We start from the raw sequence: 17076 nt of genomic DNA on the forward strand, positions 1-17076 counted from the left end.
AAATATCTAATATAATTGACATGAAAATATTGTAAGCCACAAATAAACATAACATATATATTACACAAAAAAGAAGGCCTCCCGATCCGATCGGCTTCAGCCTTCTTGCGCAGGGTTCGATATGACGATTATGGAACGGCGCGCCAGCTTCCCAGCGCCGTTATTTTTTCTCCCAGGGCTTCCGCATAGCCTTCGCAAATGAACCCCGGAACCTCGGTTCCGTCCTGCAGCTCCACCTTGCCGATGCCGAGAGGCGCTGCGATTCCCGTCACGAACGCGCCGAACGACTTGACCGGCACTTCCCACAGCTCCAGGCCGATCGAGGCGCCTCCGTCCGTTTTTTTGATCAATCCGGGCCTTGGCGGCGTCGCGGCGAGCTTGATCATCTCGTACTTCGGAGCGGTCCGGTCCTCCCGGACGAATCGGGCGCCCATGCCCAGCATTTGCTTCTCGAGCGGAAAGCCCCGCATATGCAAGCCGCATACCGCGACCAGCGTTCGATCCGCTTCGCCGGACGGCCATGGGCTTCCGTTCAGAAACGTTTCGGCCGCGCTTGCGACCAGGCCTTCGTTTGCCGCGAGCGCAAAAAACGTAATCCCGAACGGCAGACGGTCCGCCGCGCTCGCCGCCGGAACCGCCGCCGCGCACAAATCGAGCAGGTTGCAATGGTTCGTATAAATACCCATTTCGCTGTTCGTTTTGATCGGGTCGGCCCGCACCTCGTCTCTCGTCCAGGTGCCGCCCGCAGTCGGCATGACGAGCACCGCGTCTTCGAGCAGCTTGCCCGCTTCCAGACGGTAGGCTTGCAGCTCGTGAAGCGATTTGAACAAGGATGCCGCGCGGTGGCGCTCTTCCGCTCCGGAACGCAAAACCTGCTCGGTCACGGGAAACGCGCTTCCGGGATGATGCTCAACGAAGCCTCCTAAACTCGCCCAGCGTTCCGCCACATACGGGCCGCTGTAGAGCATCGCCGCCGCCTGCATGAACATCCCGATGTCGACCGGCTCCCAGTCCGCGCCCATCGCGGCAAGCCGCCGCTTCGCCTCCTCCCATGCCGCTTCGTATTCCTTCGCGAACGGTCCGAAAAACCGCAGCGGCTCCTTCGGCAGCAGAAAGCGCTTCGGCTTCCTTGGCGCGGGCGCGGGAATGTCCTTCGACCAAGGGTCGCCGGCGTCGAATCCTCTCGCAACGCGGTCGACGGCCAGCGCATCCTCCAGGCTCCGGGCGAACACCGTCACGCAATCGAGGCTGGCCGAGGCCGGCACGACCCCTTTTGTCGGCCAGGCGCCCAGGCTTGGCTTGTAGCCGACGATGCCGTTCAGCGCCGCGGGCACCCGGCCCGAACCGGCCGTGTCCGTGCCGAGCGCGAAAGCGGCCTGGCCTCTCGCCACCGCTACGGCCGACCCGGAGCTGGAGCCTCCGCTGATCAGTTCGCTCCTTAGCGCATTATGCGTCTCCCCGTAAGGGCTTCTCGTGCCGACGAGTCCCGTGGCGAATTGGTCCAGATTCGTCTTGCCGAGCGGAATGGCCCCGGCCGCGACGAGACGTTCCACGACGGTCGCGTTTTCCGTCGGCATATATTGATAATCCGGGCATCCCGCCGTCGTCGGAATGCCGGCGCAGTCGATGTTGTCCTTGATCGCGAACGGTATTCCCCACAAAGGCAAAGAAGACGGATCGGTCGCTTCGAGTCGTTCCAGATACGGCCGGATTCGTTCCATGCGCGGAGGCGTAATCCAGATGTTCATGTCCGCGTCCGCTTCCGCGCGGGCGATCAGTTCGCGGATCACGTCCTCCGGCTCCAATTCCCGATTCGCGTAAGCCGCGCTTAGCCACTCGATGGTTAGGTCGGTCGGAATGTGGCGTTTCCCCATAGGATCGGTCTCCTTCCTGCAGCTTCGGCCAAATCGATGTTCGATGACAGGCCTTCTCTTTTTTCATCCATGCGCCAGCCATCGCTTCCTGCGCTCGCTTTTCGGCTTTTATGGCTTCTGACTTCTTTCTGACTTCTTTCTGACTTCTTTCTTGCTTCTTTCTTGCCTCTTACTTCTTTTTTGTTTCTTGCTCCTTACTTTCCGCAATCCCTCGTCCGTTTTTCGCCATTCAGGCCAAGCCGCCCAAAGCCGCGATGACCTTCTCCGAGTCGGACACGCTGCCGAACACGCCGCCTTGCATCTTCACCATCTGGAGAGCGGCGAGGTGGTTGTTGAAATCGGTCGCGCCGGTGCAATCCTCCAAAATCAGACACTCGTAGCCCCGGTCGTTCGCCTCGCGCATCGTCGTATGGACGCAAACGTCCGTCGTAATGCCGGTCAAAATGAGATTGCGGATCCCTTTCGTTTTCAAAATCAAATCCAGATCCGTCGCGTAAAAGCTTCCTTTGCCGGGTTTGTCGATGACGATTTCCCCTTCGGCCGGCGCCAGCTCCTCGATAATTTGCCAGCCGGGCTCGCCCCGGACCAGTATTTTTCCGGCCGGCCCCTGCGAGCCGATTTCGGCCCCGATCTGCTTGCTCCGCCATCTCTTGTTTTCGGGCAAGTCGGACAGGTCGGGACGATGGCCTTCGCGCGTATGAATGACCGTAAATCCGGGAATCGCCCTTGCGGCGGCCAGCAGCTTCCGGATCGGCCCGATCGCCCGCCGGGTCAGCGAAAGATCGTACCCCATCCGATCCACGTACCCGCCGGGACCGCAAAAATCCGTCTGCATATCGATCACGATCAGCGCCGTATTGCGAGCCGTTATATTTCCGTCAAAAGGATACAGGTAAGGATCCGCTTGAATATACATGTTCATCGCTCCTTCTTTCGTTCATGTCATGGTTTCAGGCAGCTTCGCTTCTTTTGTAATATTATATAACACCAAAATTCGAAGATCATTGTAAGTTCATAACATATGTTTGTTGATTTTTTTATAATTCGCTTATAAATGGCACGTCGGATGCCGAAATCTCAATAATCCACGCTCGGGTTGGGGGCGAATAGCTGACATGGAGATCGGCCAGAGTGCAGCCGGATACATGCGGCAGGTTGAGATGAGTCATCACGACCCAACTGGACCGTTAGCGGACTGCGAGGGCGGCGATATGAGTCGTGGTTACTCATTTGAATGCGGCTTTATGCGTATGGCGGGTAAGATGAGTCATCACGACCCAACTGGGTCATTAGCGGACCTGCGGAGGGGGTGAAATGAGTCGCGGTTACTCAAATGAGGGCGGCTTTATGCGTATGGCGGGTCAAGATGAGCCGTCACGACCCAACTGGATCGTTAGCGGACTGCGAGGGCGGCGAAGTGAGTCGTGGTTACTCATTTGAGTGCGGCTATATTGCGCATTGCGGGTCAGATGAGTCGCCACGACTCATCTGGATCGCTAGCGGACTGCGAGGGCGGCGAAATGAGTCGTGGTTACTCATTTGAGTGCGGCTATATTGCGCATTGCGGGTCAGATGAGTCGCCACGACTCATCTGGATCGCTAGCGGACCTGCGGGGGTGGCGAAGTGAGTCGTGTTTACTCAAATGAGGGCGGGTAAGATGAGTCGTCACGACCCAACTGGACCGTTAGCGGACTGCGAGGGCGGCGAAATGAGTCGTGGTTACTCAAATGAGGGCGGCTTTATGCGCATGGCGGGTCAAGATGAGTAGCCATGACTCAGTTGGATCCGCCGGGGAGCACGCCGACCTCCGGAGTGGATGGGAGAAGATGAGGTGCTCTGGAGAAATGAGCTGAAAAAGAGAGCGGTCCCCATGAAAATCGCAATATGAAGTGAAAAAGAAGATGATGGCCATAACCTTGCATCTCGCCGCGAACCCGGCGACTTCCATTTCGACGGCAGCCTGTCCGAATGCGAAAGGACGACATCGGCTCCTTAGGCTGCGGATTCGTCCGCGTACATACGTCAGTGTCTCACAACTAACATTAAGCGTCTCTCTGCGCTGCAACCTTCTTTGCTTACTTTATGACAAACTCAATAAACGTTATAATAAATCACAGATAGTGGTCGGTGGGTGCTCGGTGCAGTTCCTTCGAAAGGAGGGATGCCCGTGAATCATGACAAGTTGTTCGACGTCCTTAAGTGGATTTCCATGCTTATGACACTGTTTTTTAGTGTTCGGAAATTCGCTCGCTGGATACGTCGAAAGCTTCGTAACATGAAAAAACCCACCGCTTAAGCTTGGTCTGCTTCGGTGGGTTTTGCAGTTACTGCGCGCCGTGGTTGCCCACTAGGGTCTGTCAATAATTTTGTGTAAACTCTTTTATAGGCATCTCTCCGAAGGGGAGATTAGCCTCCTCAAGGTAAGTGCTGGCCGATCCGGTCCGGAAAGAAGACGGAGAGCTGCAGGAGCATCTGTCCCCAGTTTTGAACACGACCGGTCCATTTGCGGGTGACGTCCATCGTGACTAAGTACAGCATTTTCAGTAGCGCCTCGTCGCTTGGGAAGATGCTTTTCCCTTTGGTGACTTTTCGCAATTGGCGATGATAGCTCTCAATCATGTTCGTCGTGTAGATGAGCTTACGAAGCTCAGGCGGATACTTGAAGAAGGTGGCGAGTTCGTCCCAATTGCTGCGCCATGAGCGGACAATAAGGGGATACTTGGCGCCCCACGTCTCCTCAAAGCGGTCGAGTTCCAGCAGAGCCATTTCCTCCGTAGCAGCCTTGTAGATGGGCTTCAGATCGGCCGTCACCTTCTTCAGATCCTTGTAGGAGACGTAGCGCGTGGAGTTGCGGATCTGGTGGATGATGCACTTCTGAATCTCCGTCTTCGGATAACAGGCAGAGATCGCCTGGGAGAAGCCCGTGAGGTTGTCGACACAGGTGATAAGGATGTCCTGAACGCCGCGATTCTTAAGATCGTTCAAGACGCTCAGCCAGAACTTCGCGGACTCGTTCTCGCCGATCCACATGCCCAGCACGTCCTTGTTGCCGTCCATGTCGATCCCAATGACCATGTAGGCAGCTTTGTTCACGATCGCCCCGTCTTGCTTCACCTTGAAGTGGATGGCGTCCAGGAAGACGACCGCGTATACGCCCTGCAACGGCCGATTCTGCCACTCTTTGATGAGCGGAATGATCTTATTCGTGACATTGGAAATAAAGGTTGGCGAGACCTCCAAACCATAGAGATTCTGCAGATGGTCCTGGATCTCCCGCGTGCTGACGCCTTTGGCGTACAGGGCGACGATCTGATCCTCGATCCCCGTCACGTTGGACTGATGCTTCTTCACCACGAGCGGCTCGAACTCGCCCAGGCGATCCCGTGGCACGGCAATCTCCTGGTCGCCGTACTCGCTAGTGACGATTTTCTTGCTCTTACCGTTGCGACTGTTCTTCGTCTGCTTGTTCTGCACGTCATGCTTGCTATAGCCCAGGTGCGTATCCATTTCGGCCTCTAGCATTTCTTGCAGCGTTTCGGCAAACAGGTCCTTTAGCGCATTCTGCGCATCCTGTGCGGTGACCAGATTATTCTCCTTGATGAAACTCCGCAGCTGCTCTTTCGTCCATAATCCCATGTGTGCTCCCCAACCTCTCCATGATTTCATTTTAGTAGGTTTGAGAGTTTACACAAAGTATTTTACAGACTCGCCCACTACGCTATCGAAGCGGTGTCGTGTTGGCGCACGGCACCGTTCTTTATTAGGATTACCATTATTATAACGCGAAAAACATGGATATACAATCGTCAACTAAACGGTTTACACTATACGCTCAAAAGGATCAAAAAACACAAACTCTTGCGTCTCGCTATGCCGCAAACTGCGCGAACTCTTGCGCTTCGCATGCCGCAGATGCGCGAGCCCCCTCCGCTCAAGCCCCCCGTTGCCCGCTTCCGCTCACGCGGTGCCGGCCAGTGGATCGCTGTGGGAGCGGTCGAGGCTGACGAACTTGTTGAAGTTCTTCAAAAAGACGAGCTCGACCGTGCCGACCGGCCCGTTCCGCTGCTTGGCGATGATGATCTCGATGATGTTCTTCTTCTCGGTATCCTGATTGTAGTAATCGTCACGGTACAGGAACGCGACAATGTCGGCGTCCTGCTCGATCGAGCCCGATTCCCGCAAGTCAGACATCATCGGCCGCTTGTCCTGCCGTTGCTCGACGCCGCGGGACAGCTGGGACAGCGCGATGACGGGCACTTCCAGCTCCCGCGCGATCTGCTTCAGCGTCCGCGAAATTTCCGATACTTCCTGCTGCCGGTTTTCCCCGGGCTTGCCCCGGCCCTGAATCAGCTGCAGGTAGTCGATCAAAATCATGCCCAGCCCTTTCTCCTTCTTGAGACGGCGGCACTTGGCGCGGATGTCGGCTACCGTAATGCCGGGCGTATCGTCGATGTAGATTTGCGCCTCCGACAGCGAGCCGATCGCCATCGACAGCTTTTCCCAGTCGTCTCCCTCGAGGAAGCCGGTCCGCATCCGGCCCGCGTCGACGTTCGACTCCGCGCAAATCATCCGGTTGACGAGCTGCGCGGCCGACATTTCGAGACTGAAGATCGCGACGGTTTCCGAAGCGCGCACCGCGACGTTTTGCGCGATGTTGAGCGCGAAGGCCGTCTTCCCGACGGAAGGACGGGCCGCGACGATGATGAGATCGCTTCGCTGGAAGCCGGACGTCATTTTGTCGAGATCGGGAAACCCGGACGGAATGCCCGTCGTGCCTCCCTTATGGTTGTAAAGGAACTCCACGCGCTCGAAGACGTCCATCAGGACGTCGCGAATGCTGATGAACCCGTGCGCCGCCCGCCGGTTGGACAGCTCCATGATCCGCGCTTCGGCGTCGTTCAGCAGCGCTCCGACGTCGTCCTCCGTCGTGTAACCGCTGGAAACGATTTGCGTCGCGGTCCGGATGAGCCGGCGCAGCATCGACTTCTCTTCGACGATCTGCGCGTAATACTCCACGTTGGCGGCCGTCGGCACGGCGTTGGCCAGCTTGGCCAGGTAACTGACGCCGCCGATTTCCTCGAGCTGCCCGCGGTCCTGAAGCAAGGCGGTGAGCGTGATCAGATCGAGCGGCTCGTTGTTTTCGTTCAGATCGATCATCGCTTCGAAAATCCGCTGGTGGGCGACGCTGTAGAAATCCTCGGACCGAAGCCGCTCCATCGCCGTGATGAGCGCTTCGATTTCCAGCAGGATGGCGCCGAGCACCGCTTGTTCCGCTTCGAGATTTTGCGGCGGAACCCGGTCGTACAACATCGTTTCCCCGCTTGCCATTGCCGGTTACTCCTCCGCGACTTGCACGTTCAGCGTGCCTTTCACTTCAGGGTACAGCTTGAGCGGCACTTGCGTCACGCCGAGCGTGCGAATCGGCTCGTCCAGGTCGATCTTCCGCTTGTCGATGGCGATGCCGAGCTTCTCGAGCGCCTCCGCGATTTGCTTGCTCGTGATGGCGCCGAACAGGCGGCCGCCCTCGCCGGCCTTCGCCTTGATGACGACCGTCGTTTCGCCAAGCTTCTTGGCAAGCGCCTGCGCGTCTTCCTTCTCTTTCGCCTTGCGCTTGTCGGCGGAGGCTTTCATTTGGTCGAGCGTCTTTTTGTTCCCTTCCGTCGCCACTTGGACATAGCCCTTCGGCAGCAGAAAATTGCGCGCATACCCTTCGGATACTTCTTTCACTTCGCCCTTCTTGCCTTGTCCCTTTACGTCTTGCAGGAAAATGACCTTCATTCCAGAATCCCCTCTTCCTCTTCCAGTTCTTTTAACGCTTTTTTCAACTTGGCGGCCACTTCCTGCGGCGTGCCCTGCATTTGGCACGCCGCGTTCGACAAGTGTCCCCCGCCGCCCATGCGTTCCATGACGACCTGTACGTTGATCTGCCCGAGCGAGCGGGCGCTGATGCCGACGAGCCCGTCGGCACGCATCCCGATGACGAACGAGGCGCGAATGCCCGTCATCGTCAGCAGCGTGTCGGCTGCCTGCGCGATGAGCAGCTGCGTCACCGGCTGCGTGCCGCCGGCGACGGCGATCGCGATGTCGCCGCGGTAAATTTCGGCGTGCTGGATGATTTGCGCCTTTTTGATGTATTCCTCAAGGTCCTCCTTGAGCATCCGCTGGATGAGCATCGCGTCCGCCCCGTTGCGGCGCAGGAACGATGCCGCTTCGAACGTGCGGGAGCCGGTCCGCATCGAAAAGCTTTTCGTGTCGACGGTTATGCCCGCGAGCAGCGCGGTTGCCTCCCTGACGTCCAGCACGATCCGGTCCTGGATGTACTGCAGCACCTCGGTGACCAGCTCGCATGTCGAGGACGCATACGGCTCCATGTAGACGAGCACGGCGTCGTCAATGAACTCCTCGCTGCGGCGATGGTGGTCGATGATGACGATCCGTTCCGTCTGCTGGAGCAGCTTCGGTTCCGCGACCATCGAAGCCCGGTGCGTGTCGACGACGACGGCGAGCGTCCGCTTGCCGATCATGCCCAGGGCCTGCTCCGGCGACACGAACCGTTTGTAAAGCTTCTCGTCCTCGCGAATCATATCGACCATCCGCACGATGGCCGGATTGACCGATTCCAGGACGATGTGCGCTTCCTTGCCGAACTGCCTGGCCGCTTTGACGACCCCGATCGCCGCGCCGATCGCGTCCATGTCCGGCATTTTGTGCCCCATAACGATAATGTTGTCGCTCTCCTTGATCAAATCCCGCAGCGCGTGGGAGATGACGCGGGCGCGCACCCTCGTGCGCTTCTCGACCGCGTTGCTCTTGCCGCCGTAGAAGCTCTGCCTGTCGCCGACTTTGACGACCGCCTGGTCGCCTCCGCGCCCGAGGGCGATGTCCAGGCTCCCCTGCACGAGATGCCCCAGCTCCTCCATATTGTCGGTGCCCGAGGCGAAGCCGATCGACAGCGTCATCGGGAGCTTCAGATCCATCGTGATCTCCCGCACCTCGTCGAGCAGCTCGAAGCGCGACTGCTCCAGCCTGCGCAGCGCGCTCTGGTTCGTGATGACCATATATTTGTCCGACGAAAGCCGACGGAGCAGCAGCCCGTACTCCCTCGACCATTCGTTGATTTCCCCGGTCACCTTGGACAGCATAAGCGCCCGCTGCTGCTCGTCCATTCCTTGCGCGACTTCCTCCAGATTGTCCATCATGACGATGCCGAGCGCCAGCTTTTCGTTTTCGTACTTTTGCTTGATCGTCCAGCTCTCGGTGATGTCCGTGGCGTAGAGGACTCTTTCGCGGGTACGGAACAGCATTTCATAGACCCGGCTGTTCAGCGTCATCTCGATCCGGTGCGCGTCCTTTTCCTTGACGGGGACATGAATGCCGGGAAAAAGATCGGTCAGCGTCAAGCCGACGATATTCGACCGGCCCGCCATTTGCGCGAGATAATTGTTGTGCCATTGGATTTCCCGGTCTTCGTTGTAGAGCGCGATGCCGAACGGAAGCGTGCCCATGACATCGTTGCCGACGCCTTTGATGCGGTAGGACAGCGTGAGGACGTAGTCGTCCAAATCTTTGCGGAACGCCCGTTCTGCCAGCAGCGCGTACACGGTCACGCCGGCGCCCAAAACGAGCGCGATAAGACCGAGAACCCACTGATACAAGGCCAAAGCGACCGTCAGCAGCAAAATGAGGACGAGCGCCCATACATTGTGCATACCGTGCCATCGCTGAACGAGAAACTTGGGCATGTCATGCTCCGCTCCCTTGCTCGGTTAATTCTTGTACTTTCCGCCCGTGCCGCCCGCCGTCAATTTTTAGTAAAATGCTTGCGCAGCGGGAACGCCACGTCTAACAACCCGATCAGGTAAAATGGAGGATACAGCAAAATCGGCACCGCGATTGCGATCGGAACCGCCTTATGCCACCGCTTGACGCTCGCGAGGAAAAAGAAAAAGGCGATCGCCTGGATCGTAAAGGCGAACCGTAAAACCGGGACCGCATTGGCGACGACCAGCGTCAGAAAACCGGGATCTTCCGCCGAAACCATAAAACTGAGCACCAGGGCGATCAAATAATAAAACACCAGGCTGCGGGGCAGCATCCACGTTTTCATCTGGGGCATCGACGGGGTTTGAATCCCGGTGAGCGCCAGCGCGCGCCGGGACAAGAAATGCGTCAGCCCGGCCAGCCCGAACGAAGTAAGCAGCAGCAGCGCCGGCAGCATCGTCATGATCGTATCGGTCAACTGACTGGCCGTATCGGCCGCCCAGCCTTCCGGAAGAAGCGTTCCGGACGTATCCAGCGCCTGCGAGGCGTCCTCCAGCAGCACCGTCAAATAAGAAGTCAAATCGACGTCGTACTGCGACGAAAAAATCATCAATTCCACGAGCAGCTGCGCCAAGATCACGACGAACCCGATCAGAACGACCCGTTTCGGGGCCGCCCTTTTTTTATACAGGTGTCCCATGACGATCGACGGAATCAGAAAAAACAAGCCGAAGGTCAACGCAACCAGAGCGTAGGATCCCGACAGCACGAAGGCTGCGGCGACGACGCACGCCATATGCAGCGCAAACGACAGCGGTTTAAGCATCGTGTACAGCACGACCATCGGGGTCATCAGCAAAAACAGCGTAACGATGTTGAGCGACGTCGGAATGCTGAGCAACAGCAAAAGCGCCGTCGCGCTCCAGGCTACGGACTTCCAGCCCATGTTCAATGAGGTCACCTCTTGCGAATATGTTCTTCGAGCGCCGACAAATCCTTGTACTGGTCCTCGAGCTGATGGCCTTCCTGCCGGAGCCGGACGACCTTCTCGGCAACCGCCTTGTCCAGTTCTTTATAGGAAATGCCGAGTCTCCGTCCCAAAATGTACCCTCCGGCGATCAAGCCGGCCAAACTGTCCGCAATGCGAACGGTGCTCCCATCCCACATCGCCTTGAAAAGCCGGGATACTTGGTCAAGCAGTTCCGTCTTCAACCATTCAATCAGTTTCGCCCGGGTGGCGACATCCAGTTCGCGTTCCATCGCTTGAACCCATCCCTTCCTTCGGATTCTTTCAAGCCCAAACTCGGTGTCTGACCGCAAAAGCTGCAATCTCCATTATAGCACAAATTGCCCTCGCACCAAGCATCCCCGCAACATCGCAAAGGCGCGCCCCCTGCTGTGAAAATAAAGCAAATAACGGCCAAAAAGCGACCGTTATCCGCAAAATACGCTGCGTTTCCCGCAAGCCGTATGCGATTGTTAAGCGCTTCCGTTATCCTTCGCGGGAGCCAGCATGAGCCGGGCGCAGTAATCGATCACGTCGCTGCGGCGGACGATGCCGATGAACCGCCCCATGTCGTCCACGACCGGCACGAAGTTTTGCGTTTTGGCGAGCGAGATCAAGTCCTCCATATTCGCATCGATGCGCACGGGAAGCACGTTTCGGCGGAACTCGATTTCGGACAGCGTGACGCGGTGGGCGTTATCGAATTGGATGTCGGGACTGTTTTTCAAAAACCAGAGCAGGTCGCCTTCGGTTACGGTGCCGATATAAACGCCCTCGTCGCTCAGGACGGGAACGGCGGTATAGCGGTGGCGCTCCATCCGCTCAAGCGTCTGCCTTAACGTCGCGGTCTCCGGCAAACAAACGACCTCTTGCTTCGGCAGAAGAAAAAAAGCGATATTCATAATTCCTCTCTCCCTGTCGCGAGGGTTTCAAGCAAAAACGGCCGAAGCGTCTGAAGCTCCGACCGTTCCATTATATCACGCCGAGGCATGGCCTCACCACGACCGGGCGAAACCGCCGCGAGGGAAATTGTGCTTGGCGAGGATTCATTTTACCGTCGGGTGCCGTCGGGGCCGGCCTCAAGCTTCGGGATGATCGACATAGGCGAATTGTCGAATGCATGAAATGGCGCTATTCGCTCTATCGTCCGTTTCGCCGGAACAACCAAGCAAGAGAATCAGCGAAGCACATAGAAAGAACAACGTACGAATCATCGCATGAACTCCCTTCTTCCTCAGCGCGGCGCAAAAAAACCCCACCAAGACGGCTTGACCGGTTTGGTGGGGTTTTGCGCGCTTTGTCTTACTCCGTCGTGTAAGGCAGCAATGCCATTTGGCGGGCGCGTTTGACCGCAACCGTCAGCATGCGTTGGTATTTCGCCTTCGTGCCGGTTACGCGGCGCGGCAGGATTTTGCCGCGTTCGCTGATGAACTTGCGGAGCAAGTCCAGGTCTTTGTAATCGACGTGCGTAATTTTATTAACCGTGAAGTAGCACACTTTGCGGCGCTTGTTGCGGCCGCGGCGGAATTTGCGGGGCTCGCGTTGTTCGCGGCCTTCGCCTCCCGGTCCACGATTTTCGCGGGGTGCGCGCTCTTCACGAGCAGCTGGCGCAGTTTGTTGTTGTTCGCTCACGTTTTCTCCGTCCTTCCTGTCTTAGAATGGCAAATCATCGTCCGATATATCGATCGGCTTGCCGTCATCCGCAAACGGGTCCCCGTTGTTGCTGCCGCCACGCGATCCGGAACTGCGGTTTCCGCCGCCGTATCCGCCGCCTCCGCCGTAATTCCCGGACGGTGCGCCGTAATCGTCGCGTCCCTGTCCGCCGCCGCCTTCGCGGTTCGGCGATTCGAGAAAACGCACGTTATCGGCCACAACCTCCGTCACATAAACCCGGCGGCCTTCGTTGTTCTCGTAGTTGCGCACTTGCATGCGCCCTTCCACGGCGGTCAAGCGACCTTTCCGAAGGTAATTCGCGCAGGTTTCCGCCTGTTGGCGCCATACGACGATCGGAATAAAATCGGCTTCGCGTTCTCCGCCTTCGCGGGAAAACGGCCGATCCACCGCAAGCGTAAATTGCGCAACGGCGACGCCCGAGGGCGTGTAACGAAGCTCGGGATCCTTGGTCAGGCGTCCGATCAGAATGACCCGGTTCAACATCGTGGATTCCCCCTAACTATGACGGCCTCGGGCGGCGAGCCGCCAGGCTGTCGTGCAGTGTTCAATTAAGCAACGACTTCTTTGACAACGATGTGGCGAATGACTTCGTCCGAAATTTTCAGGACGCGTTCCAGTTCGGTCACAACCGATGCCGGCGCCGAGAAATGAACCAGCACGTACGTACCTTCGCGGTACTTCTTGATCTCGTAAGCCAGGCGCTGTTTCTTAGGCGCTTCCGCTTTCAAGATCTCGCCGCCGTTCGCGATGATGCCCTGGAATTTCTCCGTGACAGCTTGAACGGCTTCTTGGTCCACGTCCGGACGGATGATGTACATCAACTCATAGTTGCGCATGTCCGTTCTACCTCCTTTTGGTCTTTGGCCCCCCGCTTGTCATACCGCGCGGCAACGCCCGCGGCCGAGGAGCAAGGAGTATACGATAAGGGGAATTGCTTAAATCGCATACCTGACTAGATTACCACATCGCAGCCCAAAACTCAATAGATCTGCCGCTTCCGCTTTGCTGTCCCGAATCGCCCGGCCCCTTTCGCGGAACACTACAACCGGAGGTGAGCACGATGGGAGAATGGAGCGAATTCGAGCCCGGCGACCGCGCGCCCAACGACGGCGTGTACATCGAGATCGGCGAGGCGTCGTTTCATACCGGAATTACAGATCCGAAAAGAGTGCATCTGAAGAAAGGCGAGCGTTTCCCGGAGACGCAAAACAAAAATCGCAAGTGGAAAAAATTCAACAGCTGATTTCCGAAAACCGCGCATAGGCGATTCCGGTTCCGGACATTCTAATTACCGGCGACGAACAGAGAGGTGTGGTTCCATTGAACCCTGTGAGGCAACAGCCGGATTTTGGCAAGCCGGAAGGTTCGTACCAAACGGAGTAGGAATGGAGTGTTGCGCCAAAGACACGTTCTAGGCAACACCGCACAGCCCTTGAGGCTCGGCATCCGAATCGCCGGTGATCGCCCTCTGGGGTATTGCCTTGAAGGCAACGTTTAGGAATACGACTTCAACTCATCCATCGTCGCCCGGAGGGCCCCGCAAGGGGCCCTTCGTCATAGTCTGTTAAGATATCACTCATGCTATGTTCATTCCTCTAGCCCAAACCCTGTTCATACATCCTACGGAGTAAAAGTTATGGTTCCCGACAATACCTACAAATAATTTTTTTATTTTGGTTTTATTCTATCGGTTCACCCCCCATTGTAGGCCAAACCTTTCAAAAAAATCTGATCCTTCTACAAATTATTACAAACTTTTCAATTAAATGGTGGTATCATTGGGATGTAATTATCTTCATTTTAAGGGGGGATCTTATGATTCAAGAGTTATTTTTTTCTAAGATATTTTAGGCATGCCAAGACAATGATTACTATTACTACAATTCCGAGTAACCAGAAAAAAATTCCTAATAACTGCATCCCTAATACACTCATCACGATTTTCCTCCCTATTTGTATAAGTAAATTTTATACCACTATATAATAACATTGAAAAGGATAGGATAAAAATGAAATATTTTTCTCTTAAGTTTTCTAAAGTGTTTTTATCAATTAGCGTGCTTTTTCTTGTCTTTTCGTCCAATATTTCAGCATCCACTGAAAGTAATTCCAGTAAAATTTCTGTTCGAGACATTGTTCCATCTGAATATTTAGCTGCATACAAGGGTAAGTTTTCTTCCTACGAAGAAGTGAACCACGTAGCAGGGTGTCATCAGCCACTTTAATTGACGGTAGATTCGGAACCGCCAATGACGGTGGCTTTTTGCTTTCCTCACCGCCGTTTCGGAGACAATTATATTTCGCCTTTGTTTGTCGGCGTAAAAAAACTGCTCCGAAGAGCAGTTAGAACAGCGGTCGGACGCGGTACTTGGCATGTCGGTGGAGCCAGAACTTCGAATTTCCAAACTTCACGTACCAGTCCGTATCGAGCTCAAGGTTGGATGGCAAGAAGTGCTTTCCTACTTGAATCATCACGGCATCACCACAACGTAGCGAGCAAAGCAACTCTTCTCCATCGTACACGTTCCAACGCTCGGTATCTCCATGAAATCGTATCTCATTCATATTTGTCATCCCTCACTGTTCCTTAAATTCAGCTAGGATCCTCGTCACATGGACGGTATCAATCATTTTGTCTTTTCGCAGCACTGCATCCAGAAGCGCAGCGGTGCAGACGTTATTTATCTCTCGGCATATCCCCCGAGCATGCGCGTATATGGCGTCCATCGCTTCTGTCGTAAACACCGGCCCTGTACTTCCGGCAACCTCCAATTGGTGGGAGATGTAATCGCGGCACTCCTCGAGCGACAAGCCTTCCAAATGAAAACGCACGTTCATCCGCTGTGTAATCGGCTTGAAGATTCTCAGTTGCAACGTGGCCTGTAGTTCCGGCTGTCCAATGAGCAGCAGGGCAAGCGGCGAAATCGAGTCCATACGAAAATTCGTCAAAAAGCGTATTTCTTGCAGCATGTCTCCTGAAAGCAGGTGCGCTTCATCCACGACAATAACGGCGACCTTCTGCTGGTTCTCGTACAAATCCCATACGAGGTGCTGGAATTGCCGTTTGGCTTCGCTGCGCAGAAACTTGGGCGGCAAGCCGAAGTGGTGGAGGAGTTCACGGTAAAAGTCCCTTGGTTTCAGATTCGCATCCGACAGATAGATAAACCGGTACTTGTTCGGATCCAGTTGGTCTTTCAAGTAGCGAACGGCTGTCGACTTGCCGCAGCCAATTTCACCGGTGACGCAGCCAATCGAGCGAGTCATCACCATATACTGCATCCGTGCTACACATTCTTCGAATCGCTTGGAGCGGTGCAGATGCCGTGTTTCAATCTCCCGGGTGAACGGAACGCGCTCCCACCCGAAGAAACCACGAATCATGAGCGATTCACCTCTTTCATCGCTCGCGAAAGCGCAGCGCCTTGCGCTTCGCGGGTCTGCCGTTTCTGTTCTTCCACCAATAATTCCACATAGTTGAGGCCCGTCTTCGGCGGTTGCATGACGGCCTTCGGTTCATCCTGCTTCGGCCGGTTTTTCGGATCGCGGAGCTTCATTGGCTTCGCGTCTTCATAGCGCTGGCCGTCCTTCCACACCTGGATGACGGACAGGTCGTGCGGATCGAATCGCACCTGAATCTTCGAGCCGGCAAGCTCTGTCTGGACCTCGAATATCGTGCCCAGCAGCGAGATGCATCCCGTTTTGTCCACTTTGCGGGATTCCTCCAGCAAGAATACTTCTATGAGTTCATGCGGCGGCAACATGCGAATCGGGTGGTCGTCTTTTTGGTATCGGTCGACTGGGCGCTGCTTAAAGCTGTTGTGGACTTTCTGGTGGTAAGCAATCTCAAGCCACGCCGAGAAGAATCGATTCAAATCGTTAAGCGTCTGGATCTTCCCTTGTTCAATCAGGTCGTATGCCTCCGGCACAAAGCTCTGGTCGACAAATCGGAAGAACTTTTCTTGCTTCCCGCGTCCCATAGGACGTCCGGGGCGAGTATGCTTAAGCTCTGCCCCCAGTCGCCCGCAAATCCGCTCAAAATGGTGTGAAGAATAGATGGCGCCGTTATCGACATAGATCATTTCCGGCACTCCGTTCTTTAAAATCGCCTTCTTCAGGCAATCCTCCAGCCGGGCCACACGTTCCTCGAAATAGAACTGGCCATGCACAACGAAGCGAGAGTAATCGTCAATGAAAATAACCAGATAGGCCATGACCTTCTTGCCGGGCTTGTCCGGATGCGGAAGGTAAAGGGTATGCTGCACATCGCCTTGCCACATGCTATTTCGGTGCGTGGCTTCAAACCGGCGAAAGTGGCTCCACCCCGTATTCAGTAACGCTTTGCGCGTGACGCCGCGGCGGCGAAGCTGCTTGCTAAGCGTGCTTTCTTTCAGGGTGCCGGGGGCCACGAATGCCGCCAGTTCCAGAATCGCAATAATCTGCCTGACGCTTCGGCCGGGTTGCTCCTGCTTTAAGGCAATCGCTTTGGCAAGCACATCCTCGGGGATTTCCCTGGTCGTGAGTTTGTCTGCTCGGACGGAGGGCAACAGCGCCTCCCATCCGCCTTCGCGATACGCTTTTAAATATCGCTCAAGCGTTCGTAGACTAATTCTCCTTCGCTGTCCCGACGACGTTTCATACTCATGGCTTACAATTTCGCGCATCAACGCCATCTGTTCTCCGGGATCCAATTTGCGGCTAACCAGTGATGCAATTAAGCCATAACGGAAGTTGGCTTCTTGCTGCCTTGCTTGCTCATCCAT

The 17076-nt window shown here is 55.8% G+C and carries 17 protein-coding genes; 1 reads left to right on the forward strand and 16 read right to left on the reverse strand.

The window, feature by feature from the left end:
- Positions 1 to 128 precede the first annotated feature (128 nt).
- The 12 genes from atzF to rpsF all read right to left on the reverse strand — a co-directional run bounded on the left by atzF (position 129) and on the right by rpsF (position 13152).
- The gene (atzF, locus tag JW799_RS07515) at positions 129 to 1874 is read right to left on the reverse strand and encodes an allophanate hydrolase (protein ID WP_080832333.1); all 1746 of its coding nucleotides are present in this window, start codon (positions 1872 to 1874) and stop codon (positions 129 to 131) included.
- Positions 1875 to 2103: 229 nt separating this feature from the next.
- Positions 2104 to 2790 (reverse strand): biuret amidohydrolase, encoded by a 687-nt coding sequence (gene biuH, locus JW799_RS07520; protein ID WP_205429314.1) that lies wholly within the window; start codon positions 2788 to 2790, stop codon positions 2104 to 2106.
- 1500 nt (positions 2791 to 4290) lie between these two features.
- Entirely contained in the window at positions 4291 to 5511 is a 1221-nt protein-coding gene (locus JW799_RS07525; RefSeq protein WP_080831775.1) for an IS256 family transposase, read from the reverse strand.
- A gap of 321 nt (positions 5512 to 5832) precedes the next feature.
- Positions 5833 to 7203: a replicative DNA helicase gene (dnaB, locus tag JW799_RS07530; protein ID WP_240353198.1), complete on the reverse strand. Its 1371-nt coding sequence runs from the start codon at positions 7201 to 7203 to the stop codon at positions 5833 to 5835.
- A gap of 6 nt (positions 7204 to 7209) precedes the next feature.
- Positions 7210 to 7653, reverse strand: coding sequence for a 50S ribosomal protein L9 (gene rplI, locus JW799_RS07535; protein WP_080832330.1), 444 nt, complete (start codon positions 7651 to 7653; stop codon positions 7210 to 7212).
- Positions 7650 to 9617 (reverse strand): DHH family phosphoesterase, encoded by a 1968-nt coding sequence (locus tag JW799_RS07540; protein ID WP_205429315.1) that lies wholly within the window; start codon positions 9615 to 9617, stop codon positions 7650 to 7652. Before JW799_RS07540 ends, rplI begins: the two co-directional genes overlap by 4 nt.
- A 59-nt stretch (positions 9618 to 9676) precedes the next feature.
- Entirely contained in the window at positions 9677 to 10582 is a 906-nt protein-coding gene (locus JW799_RS07545) for a DUF2232 domain-containing protein (protein ID WP_240353565.1), read from the reverse strand.
- A gap of 11 nt (positions 10583 to 10593) precedes the next feature.
- Positions 10594 to 10896 (reverse strand): MazG-like family protein, encoded by a 303-nt coding sequence (locus JW799_RS07550; RefSeq protein WP_080832327.1) that lies wholly within the window; start codon positions 10894 to 10896, stop codon positions 10594 to 10596.
- Positions 10897 to 11115: 219 nt separating this feature from the next.
- Positions 11116 to 11544 carry a CBS domain-containing protein gene (locus JW799_RS07555; protein ID WP_080832326.1) on the reverse strand — a complete coding sequence of 143 codons (429 nt, stop codon included), beginning with the start codon at positions 11542 to 11544 and terminating at the stop codon, positions 11116 to 11118.
- Between the two features lie 400 nt (positions 11545 to 11944).
- Complete coding sequence (gene rpsR, locus JW799_RS07560) at positions 11945 to 12274, reverse strand: 30S ribosomal protein S18 (protein ID WP_080832325.1); 330 nt, start codon at positions 12272 to 12274, stop codon at positions 11945 to 11947.
- Positions 12275 to 12295: 21 nt separating this feature from the next.
- The gene (gene ssb / locus JW799_RS07565) at positions 12296 to 12799 is read right to left on the reverse strand and encodes a single-stranded DNA-binding protein (RefSeq protein ID WP_080832324.1); all 504 of its coding nucleotides are present in this window, start codon (positions 12797 to 12799) and stop codon (positions 12296 to 12298) included.
- A 65-nt stretch (positions 12800 to 12864) separates the two neighbouring features.
- Positions 12865 to 13152 (reverse strand): 30S ribosomal protein S6, encoded by a 288-nt coding sequence (rpsF, locus tag JW799_RS07570; RefSeq protein ID WP_080832323.1) that lies wholly within the window; start codon positions 13150 to 13152, stop codon positions 12865 to 12867.
- 224 nt (positions 13153 to 13376) lie between these two features.
- Here rpsF and JW799_RS07575 point away from each other — a divergent pair, with 224 nt between their 5' ends.
- Complete coding sequence (locus JW799_RS07575) at positions 13377 to 13559, forward strand: YjzC family protein (protein WP_080832322.1); 183 nt, start codon at positions 13377 to 13379, stop codon at positions 13557 to 13559.
- A 594-nt stretch (positions 13560 to 14153) separates the two neighbouring features.
- On the opposite strand, the gene JW799_RS07580 is transcribed toward JW799_RS07575, so the two are convergent.
- From JW799_RS07580 to JW799_RS07595, 4 genes are all read right to left on the reverse strand, one after another.
- On the reverse strand, positions 14154 to 14480 hold the full coding sequence (locus JW799_RS07580) for a hypothetical protein (RefSeq protein WP_139787059.1): 327 nt from the start codon (positions 14478 to 14480) through the stop codon (positions 14154 to 14156).
- Positions 14481 to 14659: 179 nt separating this feature from the next.
- Entirely contained in the window at positions 14660 to 14890 is a 231-nt protein-coding gene (locus JW799_RS29985; RefSeq protein ID WP_080832308.1) for a DUF5348 domain-containing protein, read from the reverse strand.
- Positions 14891 to 14893: 3 nt separating this feature from the next.
- Entirely contained in the window at positions 14894 to 15697 is an 804-nt protein-coding gene (locus tag JW799_RS07590; protein WP_080832318.1) for an ExeA family protein, read from the reverse strand.
- Positions 15694 to 17076: a DDE-type integrase/transposase/recombinase gene (locus JW799_RS07595; protein ID WP_080832306.1), complete on the reverse strand. Its 1383-nt coding sequence runs from the start codon at positions 17074 to 17076 to the stop codon at positions 15694 to 15696. The genes JW799_RS07590 and JW799_RS07595 overlap by 4 nt, the downstream gene beginning before the upstream one ends.

The organism is Cohnella algarum (assembly GCF_016937515.1).
Classification (GTDB): domain Bacteria; phylum Bacillota; class Bacilli; order Paenibacillales; family Paenibacillaceae; genus Cohnella; species Cohnella algarum.

Excerpts from the sequence above, each read along its gene's own strand:
- atzF (WP_080832333.1), bottom strand. The coding sequence starts at position 1,874 with ATGGGGAAACGCCACATTCCGACCGACCTAACCATCGAGTGGCTAAGC.
- biuH (WP_205429314.1), bottom strand. The coding sequence starts at position 2,790 with ATGTATATTCAAGCGGATCCTTACCTGTATCCTTTTGACGGAAATATA.
- JW799_RS07525 (WP_080831775.1), bottom strand. The coding sequence starts at position 5,511 with ATGGGATTATGGACGAAAGAGCAGCTGCGGAGTTTCATCAAGGAGAAT.
- dnaB (WP_240353198.1), bottom strand. The coding sequence starts at position 7,203 with ATGGCAAGCGGGGAAACGATGTTGTACGACCGGGTTCCGCCGCAAAAT.
- rplI (WP_080832330.1), bottom strand. The coding sequence starts at position 7,653 with ATGAAGGTCATTTTCCTGCAAGACGTAAAGGGACAAGGCAAGAAGGGC.
- JW799_RS07540 (WP_205429315.1), bottom strand. The coding sequence starts at position 9,617 with ATGCCCAAGTTTCTCGTTCAGCGATGGCACGGTATGCACAATGTATGG.
- JW799_RS07545 (WP_240353565.1), bottom strand. The coding sequence starts at position 10,582 with ATGGGCTGGAAGTCCGTAGCCTGGAGCGCGACGGCGCTTTTGCTGTTG.
- JW799_RS07550 (WP_080832327.1), bottom strand. The coding sequence starts at position 10,896 with ATGGAACGCGAACTGGATGTCGCCACCCGGGCGAAACTGATTGAATGG.
- JW799_RS07555 (WP_080832326.1), bottom strand. The coding sequence starts at position 11,544 with ATGAATATCGCTTTTTTTCTTCTGCCGAAGCAAGAGGTCGTTTGTTTG.
- ssb (WP_080832324.1), bottom strand. The coding sequence starts at position 12,799 with ATGTTGAACCGGGTCATTCTGATCGGACGCCTGACCAAGGATCCCGAG.
- rpsF (WP_080832323.1), bottom strand. The coding sequence starts at position 13,152 with ATGCGCAACTATGAGTTGATGTACATCATCCGTCCGGACGTGGACCAA.
- JW799_RS07575 (WP_080832322.1), top strand. The coding sequence starts at position 13,377 with ATGGGAGAATGGAGCGAATTCGAGCCCGGCGACCGCGCGCCCAACGAC.
- JW799_RS29985 (WP_080832308.1), bottom strand. The coding sequence starts at position 14,890 with ATGACAAATATGAATGAGATACGATTTCATGGAGATACCGAGCGTTGG.
- JW799_RS07590 (WP_080832318.1), bottom strand. The coding sequence starts at position 15,697 with ATGATTCGTGGTTTCTTCGGGTGGGAGCGCGTTCCGTTCACCCGGGAG.
- JW799_RS07595 (WP_080832306.1), bottom strand. The coding sequence starts at position 17,076 with ATGGATGAGCAAGCAAGGCAGCAAGAAGCCAACTTCCGTTATGGCTTA.